At 69.4% G+C, this 22,079-nt stretch carries 20 protein-coding genes and 1 tRNA gene; 5 read left to right on the top strand and 16 right to left on the bottom strand.

Annotated elements, in window-relative coordinates; translation table 11 throughout:
* Positions 1 to 7: 7 nt before the first annotated feature.
* Positions 8 to 1,405, bottom strand: a complete 1,398-nt coding sequence (locus BLU77_RS14745) for a threonine/serine exporter family protein (RefSeq protein WP_089773844.1) — start codon at positions 1,403 to 1,405, stop codon at positions 8 to 10.
* A 274-nt stretch (positions 1,406 to 1,679) separates the two neighbouring features.
* On the bottom strand, positions 1,680 to 2,282 hold the full coding sequence (locus BLU77_RS14740; protein ID WP_089773843.1) for a biotin transporter BioY: 603 nt from the start codon (positions 2,280 to 2,282) through the stop codon (positions 1,680 to 1,682).
* 174 nt (positions 2,283 to 2,456) lie between these two features.
* Between BLU77_RS14740 and BLU77_RS14735 the strand changes: the two genes are divergently transcribed.
* Positions 2,457 to 3,437, top strand: coding sequence for a hypothetical protein (locus tag BLU77_RS14735; RefSeq protein ID WP_089773842.1), 981 nt, complete (start codon positions 2,457 to 2,459; stop codon positions 3,435 to 3,437).
* 17 nt (positions 3,438 to 3,454) lie between these two features.
* Here BLU77_RS14735 and BLU77_RS14730 read toward each other — a convergent pair whose 3' ends face one another.
* The 9 genes from BLU77_RS14730 to BLU77_RS14690 all read right to left on the bottom strand — a co-directional run bounded on the left by BLU77_RS14730 (position 3,455) and on the right by BLU77_RS14690 (position 15,105).
* Positions 3,455 to 4,576 carry a sialidase family protein gene (locus BLU77_RS14730; protein WP_089773841.1) on the bottom strand — a complete coding sequence of 374 codons (1,122 nt, stop codon included), beginning with the start codon at positions 4,574 to 4,576 and terminating at the stop codon, positions 3,455 to 3,457.
* Between the two features lie 10 nt (positions 4,577 to 4,586).
* A complete protein-coding gene (locus tag BLU77_RS14725) occupies positions 4,587 to 6,359 on the bottom strand; it encodes a beta-L-arabinofuranosidase domain-containing protein (protein ID WP_089773840.1) in 1,773 nt (590 codons plus the stop codon).
* A 13-nt stretch (positions 6,360 to 6,372) separates the two neighbouring features.
* A complete protein-coding gene (locus BLU77_RS14720) occupies positions 6,373 to 7,047 on the bottom strand; it encodes a YesL family protein (protein ID WP_089773839.1) in 675 nt (224 codons plus the stop codon).
* The gene (locus tag BLU77_RS14715; RefSeq protein WP_089775835.1) at positions 7,047 to 7,955 is read right to left on the bottom strand and encodes a carbohydrate ABC transporter permease; all 909 of its coding nucleotides are present in this window, start codon (positions 7,953 to 7,955) and stop codon (positions 7,047 to 7,049) included. Before BLU77_RS14715 ends, BLU77_RS14720 begins: the two co-directional genes overlap by 1 nt.
* Before the next feature lie 5 nt (positions 7,956 to 7,960).
* Positions 7,961 to 8,947 carry an ABC transporter permease gene (locus BLU77_RS14710; RefSeq protein ID WP_245708880.1) on the bottom strand — a complete coding sequence of 329 codons (987 nt, stop codon included), beginning with the start codon at positions 8,945 to 8,947 and terminating at the stop codon, positions 7,961 to 7,963.
* Positions 8,948 to 9,036: 89 nt separating this feature from the next.
* Positions 9,037 to 10,662 (bottom strand): extracellular solute-binding protein, encoded by a 1,626-nt coding sequence (locus BLU77_RS14705; RefSeq protein ID WP_089773837.1) that lies wholly within the window; start codon positions 10,660 to 10,662, stop codon positions 9,037 to 9,039.
* Positions 10,663 to 10,714: 52 nt separating this feature from the next.
* The gene (locus BLU77_RS14700) at positions 10,715 to 12,625 is read right to left on the bottom strand and encodes a glycoside hydrolase family 127 protein (protein WP_245708879.1); all 1,911 of its coding nucleotides are present in this window, start codon (positions 12,623 to 12,625) and stop codon (positions 10,715 to 10,717) included.
* Between the two features lie 507 nt (positions 12,626 to 13,132).
* Complete coding sequence (locus BLU77_RS14695; RefSeq protein WP_089773836.1) at positions 13,133 to 14,143, bottom strand: LacI family DNA-binding transcriptional regulator; 1,011 nt, start codon at positions 14,141 to 14,143, stop codon at positions 13,133 to 13,135.
* Positions 14,140 to 15,105, bottom strand: a complete 966-nt coding sequence (locus BLU77_RS14690; RefSeq protein WP_245708878.1) for a LacI family DNA-binding transcriptional regulator — start codon at positions 15,103 to 15,105, stop codon at positions 14,140 to 14,142. Before BLU77_RS14690 ends, BLU77_RS14695 begins: the two co-directional genes overlap by 4 nt.
* 156 nt (positions 15,106 to 15,261) lie before the next feature.
* On the opposite strand from BLU77_RS14690, the gene BLU77_RS14685 reads away from it, so the two are divergent.
* Entirely contained in the window at positions 15,262 to 16,728 is a 1,467-nt protein-coding gene (locus tag BLU77_RS14685; RefSeq protein WP_175477125.1) for an AAA family ATPase, read from the top strand.
* Between the two features lie 39 nt (positions 16,729 to 16,767).
* Positions 16,768 to 17,883 (top strand): 23S rRNA (uracil(747)-C(5))-methyltransferase RlmC, encoded by a 1,116-nt coding sequence (gene rlmC, locus BLU77_RS14680; protein ID WP_089773834.1) that lies wholly within the window; start codon positions 16,768 to 16,770, stop codon positions 17,881 to 17,883.
* A gap of 126 nt (positions 17,884 to 18,009) precedes the next feature.
* Here rlmC and BLU77_RS14675 read toward each other — a convergent pair whose 3' ends face one another.
* The 5 genes from BLU77_RS14675 to BLU77_RS14655 form a co-directional block, all read right to left on the bottom strand.
* Complete coding sequence (locus BLU77_RS14675; RefSeq protein WP_175477124.1) at positions 18,010 to 18,420, bottom strand: type II toxin-antitoxin system VapC family toxin; 411 nt, start codon at positions 18,418 to 18,420, stop codon at positions 18,010 to 18,012.
* Positions 18,417 to 18,686 (bottom strand): antitoxin, encoded by a 270-nt coding sequence (locus tag BLU77_RS14670; RefSeq protein WP_139177787.1) that lies wholly within the window; start codon positions 18,684 to 18,686, stop codon positions 18,417 to 18,419. Before BLU77_RS14670 ends, BLU77_RS14675 begins: the two co-directional genes overlap by 4 nt.
* Positions 18,687 to 18,867: 181 nt before the next feature.
* The gene (locus BLU77_RS14665) at positions 18,868 to 19,725 is read right to left on the bottom strand and encodes a cytochrome c biogenesis CcdA family protein (protein WP_217632469.1); all 858 of its coding nucleotides are present in this window, start codon (positions 19,723 to 19,725) and stop codon (positions 18,868 to 18,870) included.
* Between the two features lie 8 nt (positions 19,726 to 19,733).
* On the bottom strand, positions 19,734 to 20,360 hold the full coding sequence (locus tag BLU77_RS14660) for a redoxin domain-containing protein (RefSeq protein WP_175477122.1): 627 nt from the start codon (positions 20,358 to 20,360) through the stop codon (positions 19,734 to 19,736).
* A 127-nt stretch (positions 20,361 to 20,487) separates the two neighbouring features.
* Positions 20,488 to 20,571: transfer RNA gene (locus BLU77_RS14655), tRNA-Leu, on the bottom strand.
* Positions 20,572 to 20,892: 321 nt separating this feature from the next.
* Here BLU77_RS14655 and BLU77_RS14650 point away from each other — a divergent pair.
* Together BLU77_RS14650 and BLU77_RS14645 are read left to right on the top strand one after the other, a co-directional pair.
* Positions 20,893 to 21,600, top strand: coding sequence for an FHA domain-containing protein (locus BLU77_RS14650; protein WP_089773830.1), 708 nt, complete (start codon positions 20,893 to 20,895; stop codon positions 21,598 to 21,600).
* On the top strand, positions 21,597 to 22,079 hold the full coding sequence (locus BLU77_RS14645; RefSeq protein ID WP_089773829.1) for an FHA domain-containing protein FhaB/FipA: 483 nt from the start codon (positions 21,597 to 21,599) through the stop codon (positions 22,077 to 22,079). The genes BLU77_RS14650 and BLU77_RS14645 overlap by 4 nt, the downstream gene beginning before the upstream one ends.

The following is a 22,079-nucleotide window of genomic DNA, read 5'->3' as shown; positions in this document are numbered from 1 at the left end:
CGGGAACTCAGATGCGCGAACCGCGGGCCCGGGCAATCATTCGCCGCTGCCACTTGTCCGCCTCGGATGTCAGTGGTGTGGCGAGGAACTCCCCCAAGGTCACCCCGGCAGCCAACGCCAGGCCCACCGACGCGGCACGGACCAGCAGGTCGAGCCCTTCGATGATGAAGCCTCCGGAGTCGACGATGTTGTACATGGCGCCATACAGGGAGAGCCCGGGCAGGAACGGTGTGACACCGCAGACCGAGATCACCATCGTGGGCACGCTGACGCGCTCGCACACTGCACCGGCGAGCAGACCGACGGCGAGGGCTGCCACGAAGGCCGGCACGGCGGCGTCGGCAACCCCGGCGGAGCCCTCGGTCGCGGCATCGCCCAGCAAGGTGCCCAGCTCGTAGGCAGCAGCGGCAGCCGCGGAGATCCCGGCGACCAGGGCGACAGTTCGGATCCGGGTATAGCTGGCCACTGACCATGCGGCCGCGATCACCGCGCTGGCGAGCACACGAGTCAGCACGTGCACGTCGGCCTGCGCATTCAGGTCCCCGATGCTCAACGGCACCCCGAACCGGCGGCCCACCTCGAGCACGATACCGATCCCGACGACGAGACCCATCGTTCCCAGCACCACTTCGAAGGACCGCGCGGCCGCGGTGAGTGGGAAACCGGAGATGGCGTCCTCGGCGGCACCCACGAGGGAGAGCCCGGCGAGCAGCACCACGATCCCCGAGGCCACGATCAGGGACGGCGGCAGCAACGCCCGATCCCATGCCAGGAGATTCTGCCCCCATAGCAGCAGCACACCCACCACGGTCGCGATACCGGCACCGACCACCTGCTGGAACAGGTACGGCAAGCCTCGGTGACGCAGGAACCGCAGGGTCCGGTCGATCACCATGGTGGTCGCAGCGGAAACCAACGCCGCCGCCCAACCACCGCCGAGCAGCACCGCGAGCGCCGCCGCCATCAGTCCGAGAGCGAGCGTGACGACAGCCCTGCGGTACGGGTGCGGGGCCGTCAGGATCCGAGTGAGCCGGGTGTGCGCTTCTGCCAGCGAGGCCTTTCCCCCGTTGATCCGGCTGACCAGGCGGGAGATGTCGGTCAGGCGGCTGTAGTCGGAGGTGCGGGTGTGGATCACGCGTACCTTGGTGACCGGGTCGTCGTCCCGGTCGATCGTGGCAGTCAGCGAGATGAACGTGATGTCCACGGTCAGGTTCTTCACCCCGAGGCCGTCGGCGATCCGCAGCATCTCGGCGGTGGCATCCGCCACCGGAGCACCCGTCGAGATCATCGCCTCTCCGGCGCGGAGCACGAGATCAAGGACGGACCGTTCGTCCTCCGCCGACAGCTCCGAGGTGTGCCTCGAGCCGAGCAGCGGGACGCTGGGCGGACCCGAGTCGGCCACCATGCGGCGCGCCTGGTCTCGCAACGAGGGCCGACCGGAGAGCCGGCGCCCCGGAGCGTCGGGACGGGAGGGGCGCGTGCTGCGCGGCACTGTAGGTCGCAACGGTGGTACCGGGGCGGCCTCGGGGACCGAGTCGGTATCCACCTCTGGCGTCTCGGTGTCGAGCTCCAACGTCGTGGGAGCAGGTGCCGTCGCGGACGGGGCCAGCCGAGCCCCAGGGCCTCGCCCTGGACGCGGCCGGCGGCCTCGGCCGGGGCGCGCAGTCACACGGAGAATGTTACGGGTTCGGCACGTGAGTTTCGCGGCGTACCAGCCGCCACGCCGAGGGGAGCAACATCCCGGCGAGCGCACCCTTGATCAGGCCTCCCACGATGAAGGGAGTGAACCCGGCGGCGATCGCCTCGGCCGGACCGAGGCCTGCCGAGAGCGCGAGCCAGGGCACGCCGACGGCGAACACGGTCGCCTGACCGAGCAGACCGAGGCCGAGCATCCGCAGCGGGCTCCGGTCCCAGCCGCGTTCGGCGAGGCGCCCCATCACGGCCGCGGCCAGCAGGAACCCGGCCAGGTACCCGCCGGTCGGTCCGATCAGCGCGACGGCGCCGGATCCGCCGTCGGCGAAGACCGGCATCCCCACCGCACCCAGCAGCAGGTAGGCACCCATCGCCACCACACCTCGGCGTAGCCCCATCGTCGTTCCCACGAGCAGCACGGCCAGCGTCTGCCCGGTGACCGGCACCGGAGAGCCCGGCACCGGCAGGGACACCTGCGCGAGCAGGGCAGTGAGCACGACGGCGCCGCTCACCAGGGCCGCATCCCGCGCCCAGGTGCCCGTCCAGGGGCGCAGCAGATAATCACGTGGAGCGGCGGCAGCGATCGACATTCATCCTCCAGGTCTCGGCTATCTCCCCAGTGTCGCGAGCCGTGCGCCACAACGCGCTGTGGAGTTCGACAAAGCTGGACCACCGAACCGGTGCCGGACCCACTGTTGACCCGATGGGCAGAGCGACCCATACGTCCTTGTTGACGACGCGTACAGCATCGGGATGATGAACAGATGCGCACTTCTCGTCTGCTCGCCGCCGGGACCACGATCGCCGCTGCGGGAGCACTGGCTGCCTGCGATCCCGGGCCACCCGCTGACGGCTTGGGCGGGGCGCTGGAGTCAGTCCCCGCCACCGAGGACAACCTCCGGCTGATCGCGTGGACGGATGTGTCGGCGGTGACCGAGCTCGGCGGCTATGACGAGTACCCGCACCCGTTCGCCACGGCGGGGCTGGTGGGGTACGGCACGCTCGGGCAGCTCACCCGCCAGCTGGACCCGGCTTTGCTGCCGGACGGGGGGTCCGAGGGCGCAACGGCGCTGTGGGTGGGTGAGCCGCCATACACGGCGTTCCGGTTCGACGGGGTCGATGGGGAGGCGGTGGCCGGCTTCTTCGCCGAAGCCGACGGGGAATCGAGCGACCTGGCTGACGGCACGCTGCTGGTGCGGCGCGGTGACGCCGAGGTCGATCTCGAGGACGACCTGCTGCCACCACAGGTGCTCAGCCAGATGAACACGGTGTGGTTCGGTGAGCGGACCTTCGTCGGCTCGACCCACCAAACCATGGTGGCCGACCTGGTCGAGGGCACCGACGAGTCCGCCGCCGACGCCGAGGTCTACTCCGGGGTGACCGACTGCCTGGGCGATGTGGTCGCCGCCGAGCTGCATTCCGGCGATGACCCAGCACCGGCCACATCACTGGCCATCGGCTTCAGCGGCAGTACGGAGGAGCCGGTCGCCACACTGTGCTTGCGCGTCGACGACCCGGAGACGATGGTGGAAACGGTCACCGACCAGCTCACCTCCGGCAGCGACCCGTCCACGCAGCGCCCCTGGCAGGACATCCTCGGTGAGGGGGAGGTGACCGAGTCCGGCGACTGGGTGCAGGTCCAGTTCGTCGACCCGGAACAGCCGGACGCCATCTACCAGGCTCTCTACGGCGGAGCGCTCCCGGCCCTCATGGGTGCGGAGATCGAGGACCCGCGGCTGGGGTAGCAGCGACCAGGATGACCCTACGGCTGGTGCCGGCGCGCCACGGTCACGACCACGTCATGGCTGCCGGTGGCTGAGCGCACCGTCGTGGCGTGCACGAGGTCGCCGTCGGCGTTCCACCGCACCGACTGGGAGTAGCCGGACCCGTCGCCGGTGAGCGAACGCTCGGCCGGGGTGGGCAGCTCGAACGAGGTCCACGTGGCGCCCAGGTCGAGACTGTGCAGCGCCCGGTTGCCGGCCACCCCGTCGCGGAGGCTGTGCCGCCCGGTCGCGATCAGCTCCACCTGACCGCCCACCTCCCGCCAGGCGAGGTTCGGGGTACCGGAGATGCTGGTGCCGTCGGTGGCCACGAGCGGCAGGCCGATCGCGGCTGGATCGCCCCAGTCGAGACCGTCGCTGCTGGTGAGCAGATGGATCGGTACCTCGGGTGGTCCCACCACCTCGATCACGGCGCGATGGACGCCGTCGGGCATCTGGCCTGTGCCCACGAACATGCCAGGGCGATGGAACCTGTCCCCCACACCGGAGACCAGGTCCTTCTCCGACCACGTGCGCAGGTCGGTGCTGGAGCGGCGGGCGATCACCTGCAGCATCCCGCGTTCCTTCTCCCGCTCGTCGGCGAAGAAGCAGTGCAGTTCGCCGCCGATCACGTGTAGGTCGGGTTCCCAGACGGCGGTCGTGTCCGCGTCGCTGCGCGGGGAGTAGATCGCCGGACCGCCAGAATCTATCGTCGATTCGTACTGCCACGTGGCACCTGAGTCCGTGGAGGAGTAGAGCACCAGGTTGGTGCTGGACCCGTCCGCCGGGATCGCGTTCCCGGCGAGCAGCAGGCCCCCACGATGCAGGTGGCCGACGCTCTCCGGCACCTCGTACAGCATCGGTTGGTACCGGTGGCCGAACCCGTACTGCACGTCGGGAACGTCGGCCAGGTGCTCCCAGGTGTGCCCCCCGTCCAGACTGCGCCAGATCGGGAAGGAGGGTCCGCCGTCGTCGGCCACACCGAGGCGCAGCTCCCAGGTGAGGAAGATGGCCCCGGCGTTCGGACCGTCGGGGTCCGTGACCAGGAGGCGGGTGTACAGGGAGCCCATCTCCCCGACGGCGCCGCGGTGGACGGTGGTGGTGGCGAGCGGTTCGAGTTGCACAGGTCTCCTTCTACACGATCCGGGGGTTGTCGAGGTCGTGATAGACGCGATACGGGATGCGGTCCGGCACTTCGGAGAGCGGGGCCATCCGACCCAGGGGCAGCCGCGCGGTGCCCACCCCGACCGGCCGGTAGACCAGGGGGTCCTCGCGGGTGAACGCGGCCTCCAGGTCCACCATCTGCCACGGCGTGGGCAGCGAGATCGGCATGGTCCAGTCGGCGTTCTGCGCCAGCACCACCGGCCCGTGCGCGAACGCCACCCGGTGCGGGTGCCAGCGGTCCACCGGCAGCACCCGCAGCCGGGCGCCCAGGCGCACGATCACCTCATCCCCATCGGTCCAGTCGCGATCCACCTCCACCCAGCCGTGATTCCCGACGGCGGAGGTCACCTCCCCGTTCACCCTCACCTGGAAGTCCTCACTCCAGGGCGGGACCCGGAGCCTGAGGGTGAACCGGCACGGCTCGCCCGGGTTGCGCACAGTCAGGGTCGTGGTGTCCCCGGCCGGGAAGTCGGTGCGCTGGGTCAGGGTGAGCTCGCGTCCGTCCTGCTCCCACGTGAGGGTGGAGGGGACGTACAGGGCCACCGACACTCCGCCGTCGTGGGCGTGGTAGACCAGTTCCGGCAGGTGCGCCACGCACTGCAGGTACGTACCCGAGCAGCACGGCCAGTCGTCCCAGTGCGGCAGCTTGGTGGCGATGCCGAGCCGGTAGTCCTGGTAGTAGGGCGAGCGCCCACCCGGGCGCACCGGCGTGACGGCCCCGATCCCGGAGAACACGAGCTGTTCGACCCAGTCGGCATACCGGGCCTCCCCGGTGAATCGCAGCAGCGCGGTGCACAGCTTGAACGCCGCCCAGGTCCCGCAGACGATCTCGGCGGTATCGGTACGCCACTCCAGGCTGCGGCCGAGCGCCCCGTCCTCGGGCAGGGTGAACTCGCTCGGGCCGTACCCGCCGGTGGCGTAGGTCTGGGTGGTGGTGAAGTACTCGTGGGCGTTGCGCAGGATCTCGAGATAGTGCGGCTCCCCGGTCACCTCATAGGCGGCCGCCGCGGAGGCGAAGGTGTTCACGTGCGAGTAGGCGTGCAACCAGACGGGCACGTCCCACGGGCGCCCGGGCTCGGGTGCCTCGGCGAAGCGGTCCCAGTAGGAGTCGTAGTGCCACAGCCGGGCGAACTCCTCAGCAGCGGGGTCGGCGCCGGCGAGGTACCCGCGGTGCAGGTTCTCCGCGAGGGTGTACCACTCGATGGTGCGGGCGTGCGAGGTGGGCGTGATGATCCCGCCGGCGAAGTTCGCGGCGTGGGCGGCGGGCCGGTCCTGCTCCAGGGTGCGGGCTGCCCATGGAACGGTGCGGTCCAGCAGGTCCAGAGCCGGCTGGTGCCCGGCATAAAGCGCGGTGTCGACGAGCCCGCAGAGCAGCTTCTCGTACCCGTAGAGCGACATCCGGGTGTCACCGTCCGCCCCGACGGTCTCCGCGAAACCGTCCACCAGCTGCACGGCCCGCTCGGTCGCCTCCGGGATGCCCGCGGTCGCCCCGAGCCGGGCCAGGCCGGAGACCCACTGACCGAAGGTGGGCTGCGTGGTCACCCGGGACCACCCGGTCATCGGCTCACCGGGCGCCGGGAGCCCGGCCTGCTGCCGGAAACCGTGCAGCACATCCTCCGGCGGCATCCCCAGGTAGGTCTCGGCGGCGTCGGCGATCCGGTCTCCGAGATCGCCGTGCAGCTGGACCTGGCCGGTGTAGCCGAGAGACCGCAGCCGGGGAGCGACCGGGGACTCGCTGGTCATGGGAGCCTTTCCGTCAGTGGGCGGGAATGAGGGGTGATGCGGGTGCAGGCGCGGAAGCCGGGGCGGCGAGCACCCCGGTCCGCCACATGCAGGCAGTAGCGATAGCAGCAGGCGCGGCCACCCCGAAGACGGGGACCAGTCCGGGGACGAGGTAGTAGGCGTAGAGCACGAGCGCGGCACCCGCGGCGGTGAGCGCACCGATGGCGGGGCGGCCGGCCACCAGCACAAGGCTGCGGCGCAGCAGGCCGCGAGCGCCGTCGTCGAAGTGGGCCTGCAGCGGCCAGACGGTCACGGTGAGCACAGCGAGAACCACCCCGGCCACCGTGTGTGCCCCGGCCAGTGCGGGGCCCAGGTCGCCCAGGTCGAGCTGGGTGACCAGGACCCGGTCGATCAGCAGCACGGCCCAGATCACGCTCAACACTGCGCCGAGCCGGTTCGCGGAGCCGAACTCGGCCCGCCACAGCTCGGCGAACCGGGACCGCAGGCCGGCCAGCGTGGGCGGGTCATCGGGGTGCTGCTGGGCGTGGCGGGCGTCGTCGCGGAGGACCCCGTGCACGGCGGAGGTGGCGGGGAACAGGCCGAGGACGATCCCTCCGCGCAGCGTCCAGACCACCCAGAGCAGGTGCAGGCACAGCAGCCGCAGCCCGAGTCGGCCGATCCGCTGGTGCCAGTCGAGCAGGCGCTGCATCAGCCCTTCACCGACCCGATCATCACGCCCTTCTCGAAGTACCGCTGCAGGAAGGGGTAGAGCACGATCACCGGCAGCGTGGAGACCACGATCACGCCGTACTTGATCTGGTCGGCGTACTGCTGGGCGTAGCTGCCGCCGCCGGAACCACCCGATCCGCCGGCTCCGCCGGAGAAGGCCTGGTTGGAGATGAGGATGTCGCGCAGCACGATCTGCAACGGTTGCTTGTCGTAGTCGCGCACGAACACCAGACCGGTGAAGAAGTCGTTCCAGTGCTGCACGAGGTAGTACAGGCCGATCACCGAGATGATCGCCATGGACAGCGGCAGCGCCATCTTGAGGAAGAACTGGAAGTAGTTCGACCCGTCGATCGTGGCCGCCTCGTAAAGCTCCTCGGGCAGGGAGTTCTCGAAGAACGCCCGGGCGATGATCAGGTTGTAGACGTTCACCGCGGTCGGGAGGATGAACACCAGCCAGTTGTCCAGCAGGTTCAGGTCCCGCAGCAGCAGGTACATCGGGATCAGCCCGCCGTTGAAGAACATCGTGAAGGCGAAGAAGAACATCAGCACCTTCCGCGGGCGGAATTCGCGCCGGGAGAGGGCGTACGCGGCCGGCAGGGTCACCAGCAGGTTCACCGCCGTGCCCACCACGGTGTAGAGGATCGTGTTCCGGTAGCCGGTCCAGATTCGCTCGTCGGCCAGGATCTGTTCGTACCCGAACCAGGAGATCCCCTGCGGGATGAACCACACGCGCCCGGTGGCCACCATCGTCGGATCCGAGACGGATGCGATCACCACGAAGTAGATCGGGTACAACGTCACGAACAGCACCAGCGCGCACGTGAGGACCAACCCGACCGTGAACGCGAGGTCGCCGGGGGTGCGGTACTTGAGGGCGGAAAGTCGCATGAGGCTCACCACAGACTCGTGTTGGAGACGCGCTTGGCGACCTGGTTCGTGACCACCAGGAAGGTGAAGTTGATCAGCGTGTTGAACAACCCGATCGCCGTGCCGTAGCTGAACTGGTTGGACAGGATGCCGATCTTGTACACGTAGGTGGCGAGCACCTCTGAGACCCCCAGGTTCAAGGGGTTCTGCATCAGGAAGATCTTCTCGAAGCCGGTGCTCAGTACCGTGCCCATGTTCAGGATGAACAGCACGATCATCGTGGGCACCAGCGCGGGGATGTCGATGTGGCGGATGATCGTGACCCGCCCCGCCCCGTCGATCCGGGCGGCCTCGTACAGTTGGGTGTCCACGCTGGCCAGCGCCGCGAGATAGATGATGCTGTTCCACCCGGCGTGCTGCCACACCTCGGAGATCACGTAGACCGGCACGAACGCTCCGGCGTCACCAAGGAAGTTCGTGCCGCTGAAGCCGATCATCTCGGCCACCCGGGTGATCAGACCCGAGGACGGGGAGAGGAACACCTGCAGCATCCCGACGATCACCACGATCGAGATGAAGTGCGGCAGGTAGGTGGCCGTCTGCAGGAACTTCTTCCGACGGCGTCCGATCACCTGGTTCACCATCAGCGCCAGCGCGATCGGGGCCACGAAGCCCACCACCAGGGTGGTCACGCTGATCACCACGGTGTTGCGGATCAGCATCCAGAACTGCGGGCTCTCGAAGAACTGGTGGAAGTACTTCAGCCCGACCCACTCGCCACCGGTGAGCCCGGCAGCGAAGTCGAACTCCCGGAACGCCAGCTGCAGCCCGTACATCGGCACATAGGCGAACAGGACCACAAAGCCGATGGCGGGAAGGGCCATCACCCACAGTTGCCAATAGCGATGCATGTGCCGGCGCAGCATCGCGATCCCTCTCGGTGGCGTGCGGGTCGGGCCCCGCGAGGGCACCACGCCCGGCGCCCGTACGGGCCCCGTCCTCGTCGCGGTCACGGTGATCTCCTTCGATCAGCGGGGGCGGGCGGTGCGGTCGGACTGCTCATCGGCCCGCACCGCCCACACCCCGTCGTTGGACTGTTTGCTCACCCCTGCGAGGCGGCGAACTCGTCGTAGTAGCTCTGATGGATCTCGATGTTCTGCGTCAGGCCGGAGCCCTCCACCTCGGCCACGTAGGCGTCCCACTCGTCCTCCACGCCGCCCTCGGTGATCCAGGTGGCCCATCGCTGCATCGCGATCCCGAACACAGCGGTGTTGTTGAGCGAGAGCTGGTTCAGGTCCTCTTCGCTCATCCGGATCAGCGCACCGGGGAAGATGTCGGTGGTGGGGTCCACGTTCTCGACGGCGTCGGCGAGCGGCTCGTACTGCTCCACCGCTTCCTGCAGGTCCGAGGGGAGAGTCACCTCGATGTCGTCGCGGATCCAGCCGGGGCTGTTGTCGGCGAGCGTGGTGGTCCACTTCCAGGAGGACGGGTCGGTCTCACCGTCGGCGGGCGGCAGCACCTCGTAGCTGCCCTCACCGGTGCTTTCGACGTTCTCCCCGAGATCGCCCCACAAGGACTGCACGGAGATGTCCTGGTCGTAGAAGCCGTTGATCACAGCGAGGGCGGCCTCACGGTTGTCGCTCTGAGCCGACATGGTGATCGAGTTGACCCCGTAGTTGAGGCCGTACGCGTCATAGGACCACGTCAGCTCGCTCGGGTCCATCGAGGCGTCGCCCATGAGCGGTGACATCGCGCTGTACTGGTCGGCCAGTTGGGCGCCCACGCGGTCCGAACCGGTCCATCCCCAGGTGAATCCCACCCGGGCGTCGTCCCCGTCGCCACGCGCCACGGACTGGTACGCGGAGTAGTCCTGGGTCATCACGTCCTGGCTGATCAGGCCGTCGGCGTAGAGCTCGTGCAGGAAGGCGATCAGGTCGCGGTACCGCTCGTCGTTCAGGAAGTTGCCCACCTGCCCGTCCTCGACAAAGTAGCCCTGGCCGCCGCCGTCGGAGATCGGCATGCCGAGGCTGCCGAGCAGCACGGTGGGTTGGAAGAAGCCGAAGCCGGTGTCACCGGCCGGGGCCCAGTCCATCGGGATCTCATCGTTCGGGTCGCCGTTGCCGTTCGCGTCCTCCTCCTTAAACGCCAGCAGCACCTCGTGCAGCTCATCCCAGGTGGTCGGCTCCTCCAGGCCGAGGGTGTCCAACCACTGCTGGTTGATGAACTGCCGGGTGGCGGTGTCCGGCCAGAACCGCCGATAGCTGGGCAGACCGTAGATCTCGCCGTCGGTGCTGGTAGCCATCTGCTCGGTCTCGGGCAGCGCCTCGAACATGGCGGCCACGTTCGGCAGCGCGTCCATGTCGTCGCTGAGGTCCTCGAACAGGCCGGTGAAGGTGGCCTGGTCGGCGTTCGTGATCGAGTTCACGCCGACGATGAGATCGGGGATGTCCCCGGCGGCAAGCATCGTGGACTTCTTCTGGTCCCAGTCGGCGGAGACCTCTTCCCATTCGATGGTCACCCCGGCTGTCTCCTCCAGGTCGCCGACCCAGGCCATGTCGGCCATCGACCCGGTGAGCGGGTGCTTGAGCACGAGCACCTGGAGGGTGCCTCCCCCGCCGCCGCCCTCGTTCCCATCGCTGCCGCCGGAGCAGGCGGTGAGCGCGAGCGCACCGGCGGTCGCTGCGGCCACGGCGGGTGCGTAACGCCACCTCTTCGTGATGTGGTTCATGACTCCTCCTCGAGTCCGTGCACGACCGTGCGGCCGCGCCAGTTCTTCAGGTTCAGACGACCGGGATCCATACCCGCATCGCCGTGCTGCCCCGGTTGCCCCATGAGGCGAACGGAACGGCGGTGATCTCCACCTCGGTGGTTTCCGTGGACTGCCCGGGGGCCGGGTACAACTCGTCAGTGGCAGCCCGGACGGTGCCATGCAGCCCCACCCGCACCTGCCCGCCCTGCTCCTGCCTGCTCAGCACGGCACCATCGGCGACGAGCACGTCGTCCAACGCGACGCCGTCGGGCAGGTCCACCTGCTCCACGCAGTACACCCGGGGGCCCACCTCGATCGCCCGGGCCCCGCGCAGTGCGTCCGTGCGGTGGTGCGCCCGGGTCCAGCGTGGGGTCAGGTCCAGGGCGAGGGTGGCCTCTCCGCTGAGATCCAGGCGCAGGTAGCCGTCCTCGTCCGGGGTGACCGGATCGCCGTCGAGCGTGGTGCCCGAGGACCAGCTCGGCACCCGCACGGCGATCCGAAGACCAGCCGATCCCGACACGGCCAGGGTGACCTGTCCGTCGTCGGGGTAGCGGGTGGCCACGCGCAGCGTGCCCCCGCCCAGGTGCGCCGGCACATCGATCTCGGCATCGGCGAACAGGTGGAGCGCCAGCTCCTCAGCCGTGGCCGAGGCCACGTACGACCCGAGCTGAGCCACCAGGCGGGCCAGGTTCGGCGGGCAGCAGGCGCAGGAGTACCAGGGCTGCCGGTCCCGGGGGGCGTTCTCCTCGCTGAACCGGTCCGGGCGCAGCTGCAGCGGGTTGGCGTAGAAGAACCGGGTGCAGGTGGAGTCCACCGCGGCGGCGAGGGCGTTGTGCAGCTCGCGCTCGATGGTCTCGGCGTAGGCGGCGACCGGGCGTTCGGCGGCGAGCAGCATCCGCCAGGTCCAGTGCACATCGGCGATGGTGGCGCAGGTCTCGGCGTAGGCGCGGTCCGAGGGCAGCTCGTAGTCGTCGCCGAAGGCCTCGTCCCGGTGCCGGGAACCGAACGCCCCGGTGAGGTACATCTTGCGGTGGTGGACGCTGGCCCACTGTGCGTGCATCGCCTCGAGCAGGGTGGCGTCCCCGGTCTCCAGGTGCACGTCGGTGGCCCCGGCGTTCAGGTACAGCTGGCGCACAGCATGCCCGACGGCGTCCCTCGCCTCCCGGACGGGGGCGTGGTCCTGGAAGTAGGTGGCGCCCAGGCCGCCGACCTTGAGCAGCCCGGTACCGCGCAGGTCGATCATCCGCTCGGCGAGGGTGAGGTAGCGGCGCTCGCCGGTGTGCCGGTACAGCTCGACCAGGGCGGTCTCGATCTCCGGGTGGCCGCAGATGCCCTCCTCGCGGCCGGGGCCGAACCGGCGGTCGAGCAGGTCGGCGAAGCGGCGGGCGAGGGTGAGCAGATCGTCGCGGCCGGCGGCGCGGGAGAGGGCGACGGCGGCCTGGATCATGTGCCCGGCCACGTACATCTCGTGCGTCCACTCGAGCTCGGCGAACTTCTTCTCCGGGTGCGGCCCTTGGATCCAGCTCATCACGTACCCGGAGGGCTCCTGCACCCGTGCGACCAGGGCGATCACGTCGTCGAGCCAGGCGTCCCACTCGGTGGTGCCGGTGCGGGCGATCTCCCAGGCGACGGCCTCGATGGTCTTGTAGAGGTCGGAGTCGGCGAAGACGAAGCCGCGGTAGCCGGCGCCGGACTCGCCGATCACGCGGCGGAAGTTGTCCAGCACCCCGGAGCTCTCCAGGTTCGCGATGCAGTGACCGATGGTGGCCCCGGCGTTGCGCTGCTGCCAGGCGCCGAGGGTGCCCTCGGGGCTGAGGCGGACGGACCGCATATCGAGCGGGCTGCGGCGAGCGGTGCCTGCCCGGGGGATGGCCGGCGCCACCGCGACCGCGTGGCCGGAGGCGGGGGAGGTGGGCGTCGGTGCCACCTGCTGCTGGGTCACATCTGCTCCTTCGCGGGGGTGAACTGCGGACGACAGTAGGCGCCATCATTCAGCGTTGTCAACAGCAGGACAGAATGGGATGTGAGCGTTCACTTCCGCGGTAGGTGCCACTGTCCGTCGGTCCGCCCCGCTCCGAGCGACGACCAGTGGCACCCAGGCGCACCGACTGGTCGCGAGGTGCCACTGTCCGTCGCCCCGGGGCGCATGGTGCCACTGTCCGTCGCCCCGGGGCGCGAGGTGCCACCCCCTGTCGACCCCCGGGCCGCATGGCGACAACGAGCGGCACCCAGGCGTCCCGGCCACCCCGCGAGGTGCCGCCGGTCGTCGCTCCCCGATCGCGCAGGCGACAACGAGTGGCGCCTCGCCGACCCGGCCCCACCGAGGTGCCACCATCGGTCGCTCCGCCGGTCCCCACCGAAGTGCCACCGGTCGTCGCTCCCCGGCGCGGATGGCGACGACGAGCGGCACCCAGGCGCGGGGCGGTGGATCAGCGGCGAGGACAGTGGGTCAGCGGCGGGCACCAGAGGAGGCGCGGGGCACCAGATGCGCGCCGGTGAGGTGGGCCCGAGGTGGGACCTCCAATCCGGACAGACGCTCGACCAGCATCCGCACCGCGACGGCCACCATCTCCTCCTGCTCCGGGCTGACCGACGTCAGCGGAGGCACGGTGAAGGCGGCCTCATCGGTATCATCGAAGCCCGTCACCGCGACATCCTCAGGCACCCGAATACCGTGACTGCGCAATGCACGCATCGCCCCCACGGCGACCGCATCGTTGATGCCGACCACCGCGTCGAAGTCGGCCCCGGACCGCAGCAAACCGGTCATGGCTTCGTAGCCGGAAACCCGCCGGTCCCAGTCCGAGCCGGCCACCATGAGCGCCGGATCGGGCTCCATCCCCCGGGCGCGGTGCGCTGCCACGAATGCCTCGTACCGCGCACCCTCGGGGCTGCCACTCCCGGTGGAGTTCCACACCAGCGCCAAACGCTGCCGCCCCGAGTCGAGCAGGTGCCGGGTGACCGCCTCGAACCCAGCACTCTCGCCCATCACCACCGCGTCAACCAGACCGGAGGGGCCGCCGCCGACCTGGACCACCGGCCGACTCGGTGCCTGGCCGCCCAGCAGCTCGGTGGAGAGGTGGTGCGGGCAGATGATGACCCCGTCGGCGTCGGCGGTGGTCACCCCGTGCACGGCATCCTTCTCGGCCTGCGCGTCCGGAGCGATGCGCAGCGTCGAGCTGAAGCCGGCCTCTCCGAGGGCCACGATCAGGCGTTCGGCGATCTCGGCGAAGTACGGCTGGTATAACTTGGGCACCACCACGGCGATGCGGCCGCTACGCCCGGAGACAAGGCCACGGCCGGCCTGGTTCACCTGGTAGCCGACAGACTGCACGGCCGCCCGCACCCGCACGCGCGTCCCCTCGGCCACGTGCGGCCGGTCGAGGAGCACGTTCGAGACGGTCTTCGCCGAGACGCCCGCCACGGCGGCAACGTCATCGAGGGTGGGCTTGCCGTTCATCGTGGGCTCGCCCCCATCGTGGACTCACGCCGGATCAGGGCCACCGGCATCGCCACCTCACTCGCGTCGCCGGATTCTGGAACCGATTTACGCAGACGTATGCGCGCCAGATCGACCGCCGCCCTCGCCACGGCCGCCCGGTCAGGGTCGAGGGTCGTCAGGGACGGGGTCGCGAACCTGCCGTCCTCCAGATCGCCGAAGCCGGTCACCGCGATCCGGCCCGGCACCTCCACCCCTGCCGCATGCAACCCGGCGAGCGCGCCGAGGGCGATTTCGTCCGTGCCGCACACCAGCGCCTCCACCTGCGGTTGGTCGACGATCGCTCGTTGGGCGGCCCGGTAGCCGGCACCCCGATCCTCGCCGTCCAGCACGAGGGTCGGGATCGCCGCGGCCTCGGGATGCTGGTCGAGCGGACCGGGGCCGAGCCGCACGATGCGGGTGCGTCCCATCAGCCTCAGGTGGCGCAGCACCAGATCCGCAGCCTGCGTGCGGTCGACGTAGACGCGGTCATGGCCCGCAGTAGACGCACCGGAGGTGAGGTCGACGCGGACGAGAGGGCCGTCGTCGGCGGTGGTGGTGGGCAGCTCGGGGGCGTCCACCGCCAGCAGCGCATCGAAGGTGCGACCACGGGAGGCGAGGACCTCGCGAAGGCGAGTTACGTCGTCGTGAATGGGCTCGACGGCGGAGTGCAGGCCGTGCCGGTCCACCTCGGTGACCAGGGCCTCGACGACCGCAGCGAGCAAGGGCCGGCGCAGCTCGGCGACCATGATGCCGATCACGCCGGTCTTTCCGGTGCGCAGGGTGCGTGCGGAGGCGTTCGGCCGCCAGTTCAGTGCTGTGATCGCGGCACGGACCTGCGCCTGGGTCTCGGGACGGATGTGTGGTTCGCCGTTGACCACACGCGAGACAGTCTTCACCGAGACGCCTGCGCGCTCGGCGACGTCCCGCATGGTGACTCGCATGAGCGACAAGCCTAGGCCCATGCCACTCCGACCGGCGCATGCCACACCAACCCTCCCCTTTAATCCTGGGCATGGCACACCAACCCTCCCCCTTAATGCGGGATGTGACACACAAACCCTCCCCCTTAATGCGGGATGGTGCGCTACCATCGGCGTATGCGCGACGATGAGATCCGCCAGAAGTTGGTGTCATCTAACCCGTGGTGGGCGGCTGCGAGCCTGGGAAAGGACGCCACGGCATGGAGTACGCGGCACCCGGCTCTCAAAGGCCTGGCTTCCTACGATGTCGGCTATCGCGCGCCAGTTCTCGACGACGTTGCCACGGGCCCGGTGACCGACCGGCTGGTCGTGCTGACCGGACCCCGCCGGATCGGCAAATCCGTCGCCGTGCTCCAGACTGTCGCGAGCCTGTGCGCACGCGACGATATCGACCCGCGCCAAGTCATCCACGTGCCCTGCGACGGAATGAACCTACGCGACCTGCGCCGAGTCCTGGTCGTTGCACGCGCACAGACCGCAGCGATCGACCGCGACGAGCTTCGGCTCCGGGTCTGGCTGTTCGACGAGATCACCTCGATCAGGGGCTGGTCTGCGCTATTCAAGGGCGAACGCGACAACACCGACTTCGGTTTCGACACCGTCGTGGTCACAGGTTCACGGTGGGACAAGACCGAGGACATCACCGGCAACCTGATCGCTGGGCGGTCTGGATCGGAGACCAGGCGGCGGCGCATGCTGCTCCCGATGTCGTTCCGGGAGTTCCTCGGCGTCAGTCGCTACGACCTGCCACAGCCCGCGGCCGGTCATCCAGCATCACTGCAGTCCCAGGAGGCTCGGCGCAGCCTGGAGGAACTGTCATTCCTGGTCGACGACTACGACCTGGCATGGCAGGACTACATGAGTGTGGGGGGCTTTCCCCGTGCCGTCTCCGAGCACATCCGCAACGGCTTGGTCTCAGACCAGTACCTACAAGACCTCGAAGGCTGGCTCCAGCGCGACGTCGATCCGGACGCCGGCGAGGAATCGATCCCGCTCCTGCTCGAGGCGCTGGCGACGCGCGCCACCAGCCCCCTGGCCGTCAACCCCACAGCGATCGAGCTCGGCCGAAGCCGCGAAGCGTTGGACACGCGCCTGCATCGCATGGTCGCATCGTTCGCGGTGCTCCGCTGCCCCCAACGGGACGACCACGGCCGGCTGGTGCCGCGCACGCAATCCAAGCACTATCTGGTGGATCCGCTGCTGGCGTGGATGCCCTCCCGGCTCCGGGCGGGCGCCCTTCCGCCGGCAATGACCGCGCTGACCGAGCAGACGATCGGGGTCCACCTCGCCCGGGCGATCGAGCGGCTGGGCAACGGCCGGTGGATCGCCGGCGACACCATCGGGTACGGCAGGACGAGCAACGACAAAGAGATCGATCTGACTCCCGTCTCGCTCCCGTCACCGGACGGAACGGTGATGAGCGTTGCGCTGGAGTCGAAGTGGGTCTCCCAAGGGTGGAGGGGCGAAGGCCGCATCCTCACGGGCAAGTACGGGCGTGGCATCCTGGCCACGAAGTCGGTCCTGGACGTCAGTGGTCCCGTGTGGGCAGTCCCGGCTCCAATGCTCGCGCTCATGCTTGTATGACCTCTGCAACGCAGCGCGTGGGCCGCGTACCCTCGCCGTGTGCGCTGCGACTACTACGAGGCCGAGCAGTGTCGTTCCTGCACGCTCCTGGAGGTCCCGTACACCAACCAGCTCGCGCGCAAGCATGCCCGCGCTCGAGAAGCCCTCGACGACGTCCCCACAGTCTGGGAGGAACCGCTCGCGTCGGCGCAGGCCGGGTTCCGGAACAAGGCGAAGATGGTCATCGGCGGGACTGTCGAGGAGCCGCGGCTCGGAATCCTGCGACCGGGCGGCGCCGTGCAGGATCTTCGCGAGTGCCCGTTGCACGAGCCGGCGGTAGCCGGCGCGCTGCCCGTCCTGGCGGAGTTCGTGACGGCGGCCCGTCTGGTGCCCTATGACGTCGCCACCCGCCGGGGCGAGCTGAAGTATGTGCTGGTGACCGGGTCGCCGTCGGGCGAGCTGCTGGTGCGGTTCGTCCTGCGCTCGACCGAGTCGGTGCCCCGCATCCGCAAGCATCTGGCGTGGCTCACCGAGCGGCTACCGCACCTGGCCGTGGTGTCGGTGAACCTGCACCCCACGCACAGCGCGGTTCTCGAGGGTGAGGAAGAGATCGTGCTCACCGAGCGGGCGTTGCTGCCGATGAGAGTCGGGGATGTGGAGATGTACCTGCGACCGCAGGGCTTCTTCCAGACCAACTCGCAGATTGCCGCGGCGCTCTACCGGCTCGCAGCCGAATGGACGGCGGGGCTGCCCTACCGCGCCGCCTGGGACCTGTACTGCGGGGTGGGTGGATTCGCGCTGCACCTGGCGCGCCCGGGCACCGAGGTGATCGGTGTCGAGTCCAGTGCCGAAGCGGTCGCTGCCGCGACGGCGAGCGCCGCCGAGACCGGGGTCGGGGCCCGGTTCGAGGCCGGTGACGCGACGACCTTCGCTCTCAACTCCCGGGAGGCGCCGGATCTGGTGGTGGTGAACCCCCCACGCCGGGGCATCGGGGCGGACCTAGCCGGCTGGTTGGAATCGTCGGGCGTGCCGCACGTGCTCTACTCCAGTTGCCACGTGGATTCCCTCGCGCGCGATCTCGCCGCGATGCCCTCGCTACGCCCCGTCAGAGCCCAGGTGCTGGACATGTTCCCGCACACCGAGCACTTCGAGACGCTGGTGCTGCTGAAGCGGTGACCTCACGAACGACGCGGCGATCGCGTTCGCGTTCGCGTTCGACAGAGACTCCCCCGCATGGAGCCAGGCTCCGTCCCGCCGTTGTCCATGCCTGGTAGGTAGTTTGGCGGTCGGGGCGCCCGCACCTCAGGCAGCCAGCTCCGGTGCCAGTCGTCGCAGCCCTGCGATGCCGTCGAAGTCACCATCCGGACTGATGATGGAGTCCAGCCCGTGGCAGTCGGCAGTGGCGGCGTGGACGGCATCGCGCCCTCGTAGGGTCGTCGCCTCGACGAGGCTCAGCGCTCGCTCGAGGACTGTTGTATCGAGAGGGTGCAGCACACAGAGTCCGCCAGCGGCGCGCGCCTGCCGGAGCGCGGAGGCGCGGTCGGTCCGGCGCATGCGATGGTGCAGCAGCTCCTGGACCATCTCGACGCTCGCATGCAACTCGATCTCGCCTGCGGTCGCGCGGGCCACGACGGCCTGGCACGCCTCGCGTCGATCATGCGCGGCACCCAGGGCATAGGCGAACACTGCGGTATCGACCAGGTACGGCGTCACGGGAGTTTGACGTCCAGATCGCGCATCAAGGCAGCTTTCGACTCCGCCCAATCCGGTTCGGTGGCGTCGTCGCTATCGCCGAACTCCGCCATGAGCTGACGCCCTGCCTCGGCTCGGGAATCGCGGTTCACCAGGAAGTGCTCGTCGATCGCCTTGCGCACGACCGACGCCACCGAGGAGCCAGCAGCGGCAGCCTCGGCCTCGAGCCGCCGGAACCGCTCGTCGTCGACCAGCACTTGCATGCGCCGCTCCAACTTCGATCCCACGCCTCCAGCATACACCTGCACATCATCATGTGCAGGTGGAGCTCTTGAAGGCGACACCGATCAAACACGTTGCCGAGCCATGGGAATCCACCTGCGGCACTCGAATCCCCCTCCAGCCGCCCGCAGCATGGTTCGGTGGCGGAAAGGGGGATTCCTACGCGGCCCCGAGTCAGTCGCGGAGTCAGTCGCGCACGGGTGCGCTACGCCGTCGGCGGAGGAAGGTGACCGCGAGGAGTACCACCAGGGCCACGCCCAGGCCGACCACCCCGAGTGTCCCGGCCGCGTCGGCGAGCCAGCGCTGCACGCCCGCTGCAGCTTCCACGATCGGGTCAGAACCGGCGTCACCGTGCAGCACCCGCAGCTCCCAGATGCCGTACCAGGCCACGTAGGCACCGGCCAGTGCGAGCACCGCCCCGGCGATCCGGGGCAGACCGCCACCCATCCGCCGCATCGAGTTGATCAGTCCGCGGCGGGCCAGGGCCGTGGCGGTCGCGGCCACCGCCACGGTCAGCCCCATGCCGAGTGCGTAGAGCACGAAGAGGACGAGGCCGGCCGCGGCGGAGTCGGAGCGGAACGCGGTGACCACCACGGCCAGGAACGGGGCGATCGTGCAGCCGATGGAGGCCACCGCGTACGAGGCGCCGAAGCCGATCATGGAGGGCCAGGTGGCAGTGACCGGCTTCGGCGCCGCTCCCTTCCGGCGGGGCAACCGGAAGCTGGGGAGGGCGCGGCCCAGGGCCACCCAGATCCCCACCGCGAGCAGAGCCAGGCCCAGCACCGCGGTGAAGATGGGCAGATACGCCTGGATCCCAGAGGCCACCGGGGCGATGACCAGCCCGAACGTCACGAAGACGGCCGAGAATCCGATCGTCAGGGCCAGGCTGGCGCGCAACGCCCGGAGCACCGCCCCGCGCCGGGTGGGTGGCGCGTCCTTGATCACGAACAGCGACAGATAGGCCGGCAGCAGCGCGAATCCGCACGGGTTCACCGCCGCCACGAGGCCTGCTCCGAGCGCCAGCGCGATCGCGGAGGCGTCCACCCCGGCGATCATGCGTCGGCGAGCTCGGCGACTGTGGCGTTCAGGTCTTCGTCGGAGAGGGTGCCTTCGTCCACGATCTCACCGTCGGAGTCGAGCACCACGAACGAGCTCTGCTGGGTGATGCCGAAGTGACTCCACACCTCGCCCTCGTCGTCAACGAGGTGCTGCACGTTCGGGATGTCACCGGCGAGGTCGGCAATCGCCTCGGAGGTGTCGAGACCACCGACACCGACGACGGCCACCTCACCGGCGTACTGCTCACCGAGGGAGGTCATGTTCGGGATCTGCGCCTGGCAGGTGGGGCACCACGGCGCCCAGAACCAGAGGACGGCGGGACTGCCGGCGAGGCTGGCGCCGTCGAACTCGTCTCCGTCGAGCGTGGTGGCGGTGAAGGCGAGTGTCTCCGGGGTGTCCATGGACTCGGCGTCCATCTCGTCGCCGGACATCTCCTCGTCCATCGGCTCCTCGGACATCTCCTCGTCCATCTCGTCGGAAGCCATGTCCTCCTCGGTCATCTCCTCCGACGAAGTCATGTCCTCCTCCATCGACTCCTCGGAGTCTCCTGCCGAGCCGCACCCGGCGAGGAGCAGTCCGGCAGCGGTCACGGACGCGGCGATAGTCAGTCTGGTTCGCATGCATTCCATCATCCGCACAGACGGCCGACGGCGTGGACGTAGACGGTTACGAAGTGCAGACACCCGCACGTCCCGCACATGACGACGGCGAGACCCCGATGACCTGGGATCTCGCCGTTTCGCTCGGTGCGCGAGGGGGGAGTTGAACCCCCACGCCCTTTCGGGCACACGGACCTGAACCGTGCGCGTCTGCCTATTCCGCCACTCGCGCGAGCCGGTAGTTCTGGGCCCACGAGGGGCCTGAACACCGACGATTAGGCTACACGATCCGCAGCACCGTCGGCGAATCCGGCGATCGTGGCGCCCGCCACAGTTCGTAGGCACGTCTGGTCCGGCGAGCGTCTCGTCCCGGGGGCGTGGGCGGGGCCCGATCAGACACATGTCCGGGCAAGACGCGGCACGCCTGACCCCGCGGGCGCGCGGAACAGCATACGATTCCAAGGAACAACGGTGTCCGCTGCCGGCTCCGGCCGCGCGCGCACGGCGGTCATCGCGCAGGGTGGACCCACCGAGACCAGTGAGGAGGTGCGCTGTGGGAGTTCTCGACCGCTTCGAGAAGGGAGTCGAGCGCGTCGTGAACAATGCGTTCGCGAAGGCCTTTCGTTCCGAGCTCAAGCCCGTGGAGATCGCCAGCGCCATCCGCCGGGACATGGACGAGCGCACCGCTGCACTCTCCCGAGGCCGCACGGTGGTGCCGAACACCTTCACCGTGGAGCTCGCCCGGAAGGATTACGAGCAGATGCTCGACTGGGGCGAGGAGGCGATGGCCGAGGAGATGATCACCGCCGCCACCGATCACGCCACCAGCCAGCACTACGTCTTCGTAGGCCCCGTGGACGTGCAGTTCGACGAAGCCGAGGACCTCGAACCCGGGCGGTTCCGGGTTCGCTCCTCCTCCAAGCGCGGTGCGGTGGCGCCGGCCACGACCGACCAGCCCAGCCGCAGGCACCCGATCCTCGACATCGACGGCCAGCGCTATCTACTCACCGGGCCGGTCACGGTGATCGGCCGGGGCTCGGAGGCCGACATCATCGTCGACGACACCGGCGTCTCCCGCCGCCACCTGGAGATCCGGATCACCGCCGACGGTGTGGTGGCCACCGATCTGGGCTCCACGAACGGCACGTACGTGGAAGGTCACCACACCGATGCCGCCACCCTCGTGGACGGCAACACACTGACGATCGGCCGCACCCGGATCATGTTCTGGTCCGGCGTGCCCGAGGGCGATACCCGGTGAGCGAACTGATCGTCACCCTGCTCCGGGTGGGCTACCTCGCACTGCTCTGGCTGCTGGTGCTCTCGGCGATCGGCGTGCTCCGCCGCGACGTCTTCGGCACGCGCGTGCTCGCCCGTGGGTCGGTACTGGGTACCTCCAAGCGCCGCCCCGCACCCGCCCCCGCCCCGGCGCAGCAGCGCCCGAAGGGCACGCCCTCCCAGCTGCGGGTGACCGCGGGCCCGCTGAACGGCACCACCCTCCAGCTCGGCAGCACCGCCGTGCTGATCGGTCGAGCACCGGGGTGCACCCTCGTGCTGGAGGACGACTACTCCTCGGGCCGCCACGCGCGCATCTTTCCCGGCGAGGGCCGCTGGTGGGTCGAGGATCTCGGCTCCCGCAACGGCACCTACCTCGGGTCCACGCGGGTGGGAGAAGCAGTACCGGTCGGAGTGGGCACCCCGATCCGGATCGGACAGACCGTCATCGAGCTGCAGCGGTAG

Source organism: Ruania alba (assembly GCF_900105765.1).
Lineage (GTDB): Bacteria > Actinomycetota > Actinomycetes > Actinomycetales > Beutenbergiaceae > Ruania > Ruania alba.
Note: the sequence above shows the minus strand (reverse complement) of the source record. Positions and strands in the feature narration are given on the sequence as shown.

Excerpts from the sequence above, each read along its gene's own strand:
- BLU77_RS14745 (WP_089773844.1), bottom strand. The coding sequence starts at position 1,405 with ATGGTGGCCGACTCGGGTCCGCCCAGCGTCCCGCTGCTCGGCTCGAGG.
- BLU77_RS14740 (WP_089773843.1), bottom strand. The coding sequence starts at position 2,282 with ATGTCGATCGCTGCCGCCGCTCCACGTGATTATCTGCTGCGCCCCTGG.
- BLU77_RS14735 (WP_089773842.1), top strand. The coding sequence starts at position 2,457 with ATGCGCACTTCTCGTCTGCTCGCCGCCGGGACCACGATCGCCGCTGCG.
- BLU77_RS14725 (WP_089773840.1), bottom strand. The coding sequence starts at position 6,359 with ATGACCAGCGAGTCCCCGGTCGCTCCCCGGCTGCGGTCTCTCGGCTAC.
- BLU77_RS14720 (WP_089773839.1), bottom strand. The coding sequence starts at position 7,047 with ATGCAGCGCCTGCTCGACTGGCACCAGCGGATCGGCCGACTCGGGCTG.
- BLU77_RS14715 (WP_089775835.1), bottom strand. The coding sequence starts at position 7,955 with ATGCGACTTTCCGCCCTCAAGTACCGCACCCCCGGCGACCTCGCGTTC.
- BLU77_RS14705 (WP_089773837.1), bottom strand. The coding sequence starts at position 10,662 with ATGAACCACATCACGAAGAGGTGGCGTTACGCACCCGCCGTGGCCGCA.
- BLU77_RS14695 (WP_089773836.1), bottom strand. The coding sequence starts at position 14,143 with ATGAACGGCAAGCCCACCCTCGATGACGTTGCCGCCGTGGCGGGCGTC.
- BLU77_RS14690 (WP_245708878.1), bottom strand. The coding sequence starts at position 15,105 with ATGCGAGTCACCATGCGGGACGTCGCCGAGCGCGCAGGCGTCTCGGTG.
- BLU77_RS14685 (WP_175477125.1), top strand. The coding sequence starts at position 15,262 with ATGCGCGACGATGAGATCCGCCAGAAGTTGGTGTCATCTAACCCGTGG.
- BLU77_RS14660 (WP_175477122.1), bottom strand. The coding sequence starts at position 20,360 with ATGCGAACCAGACTGACTATCGCCGCGTCCGTGACCGCTGCCGGACTG.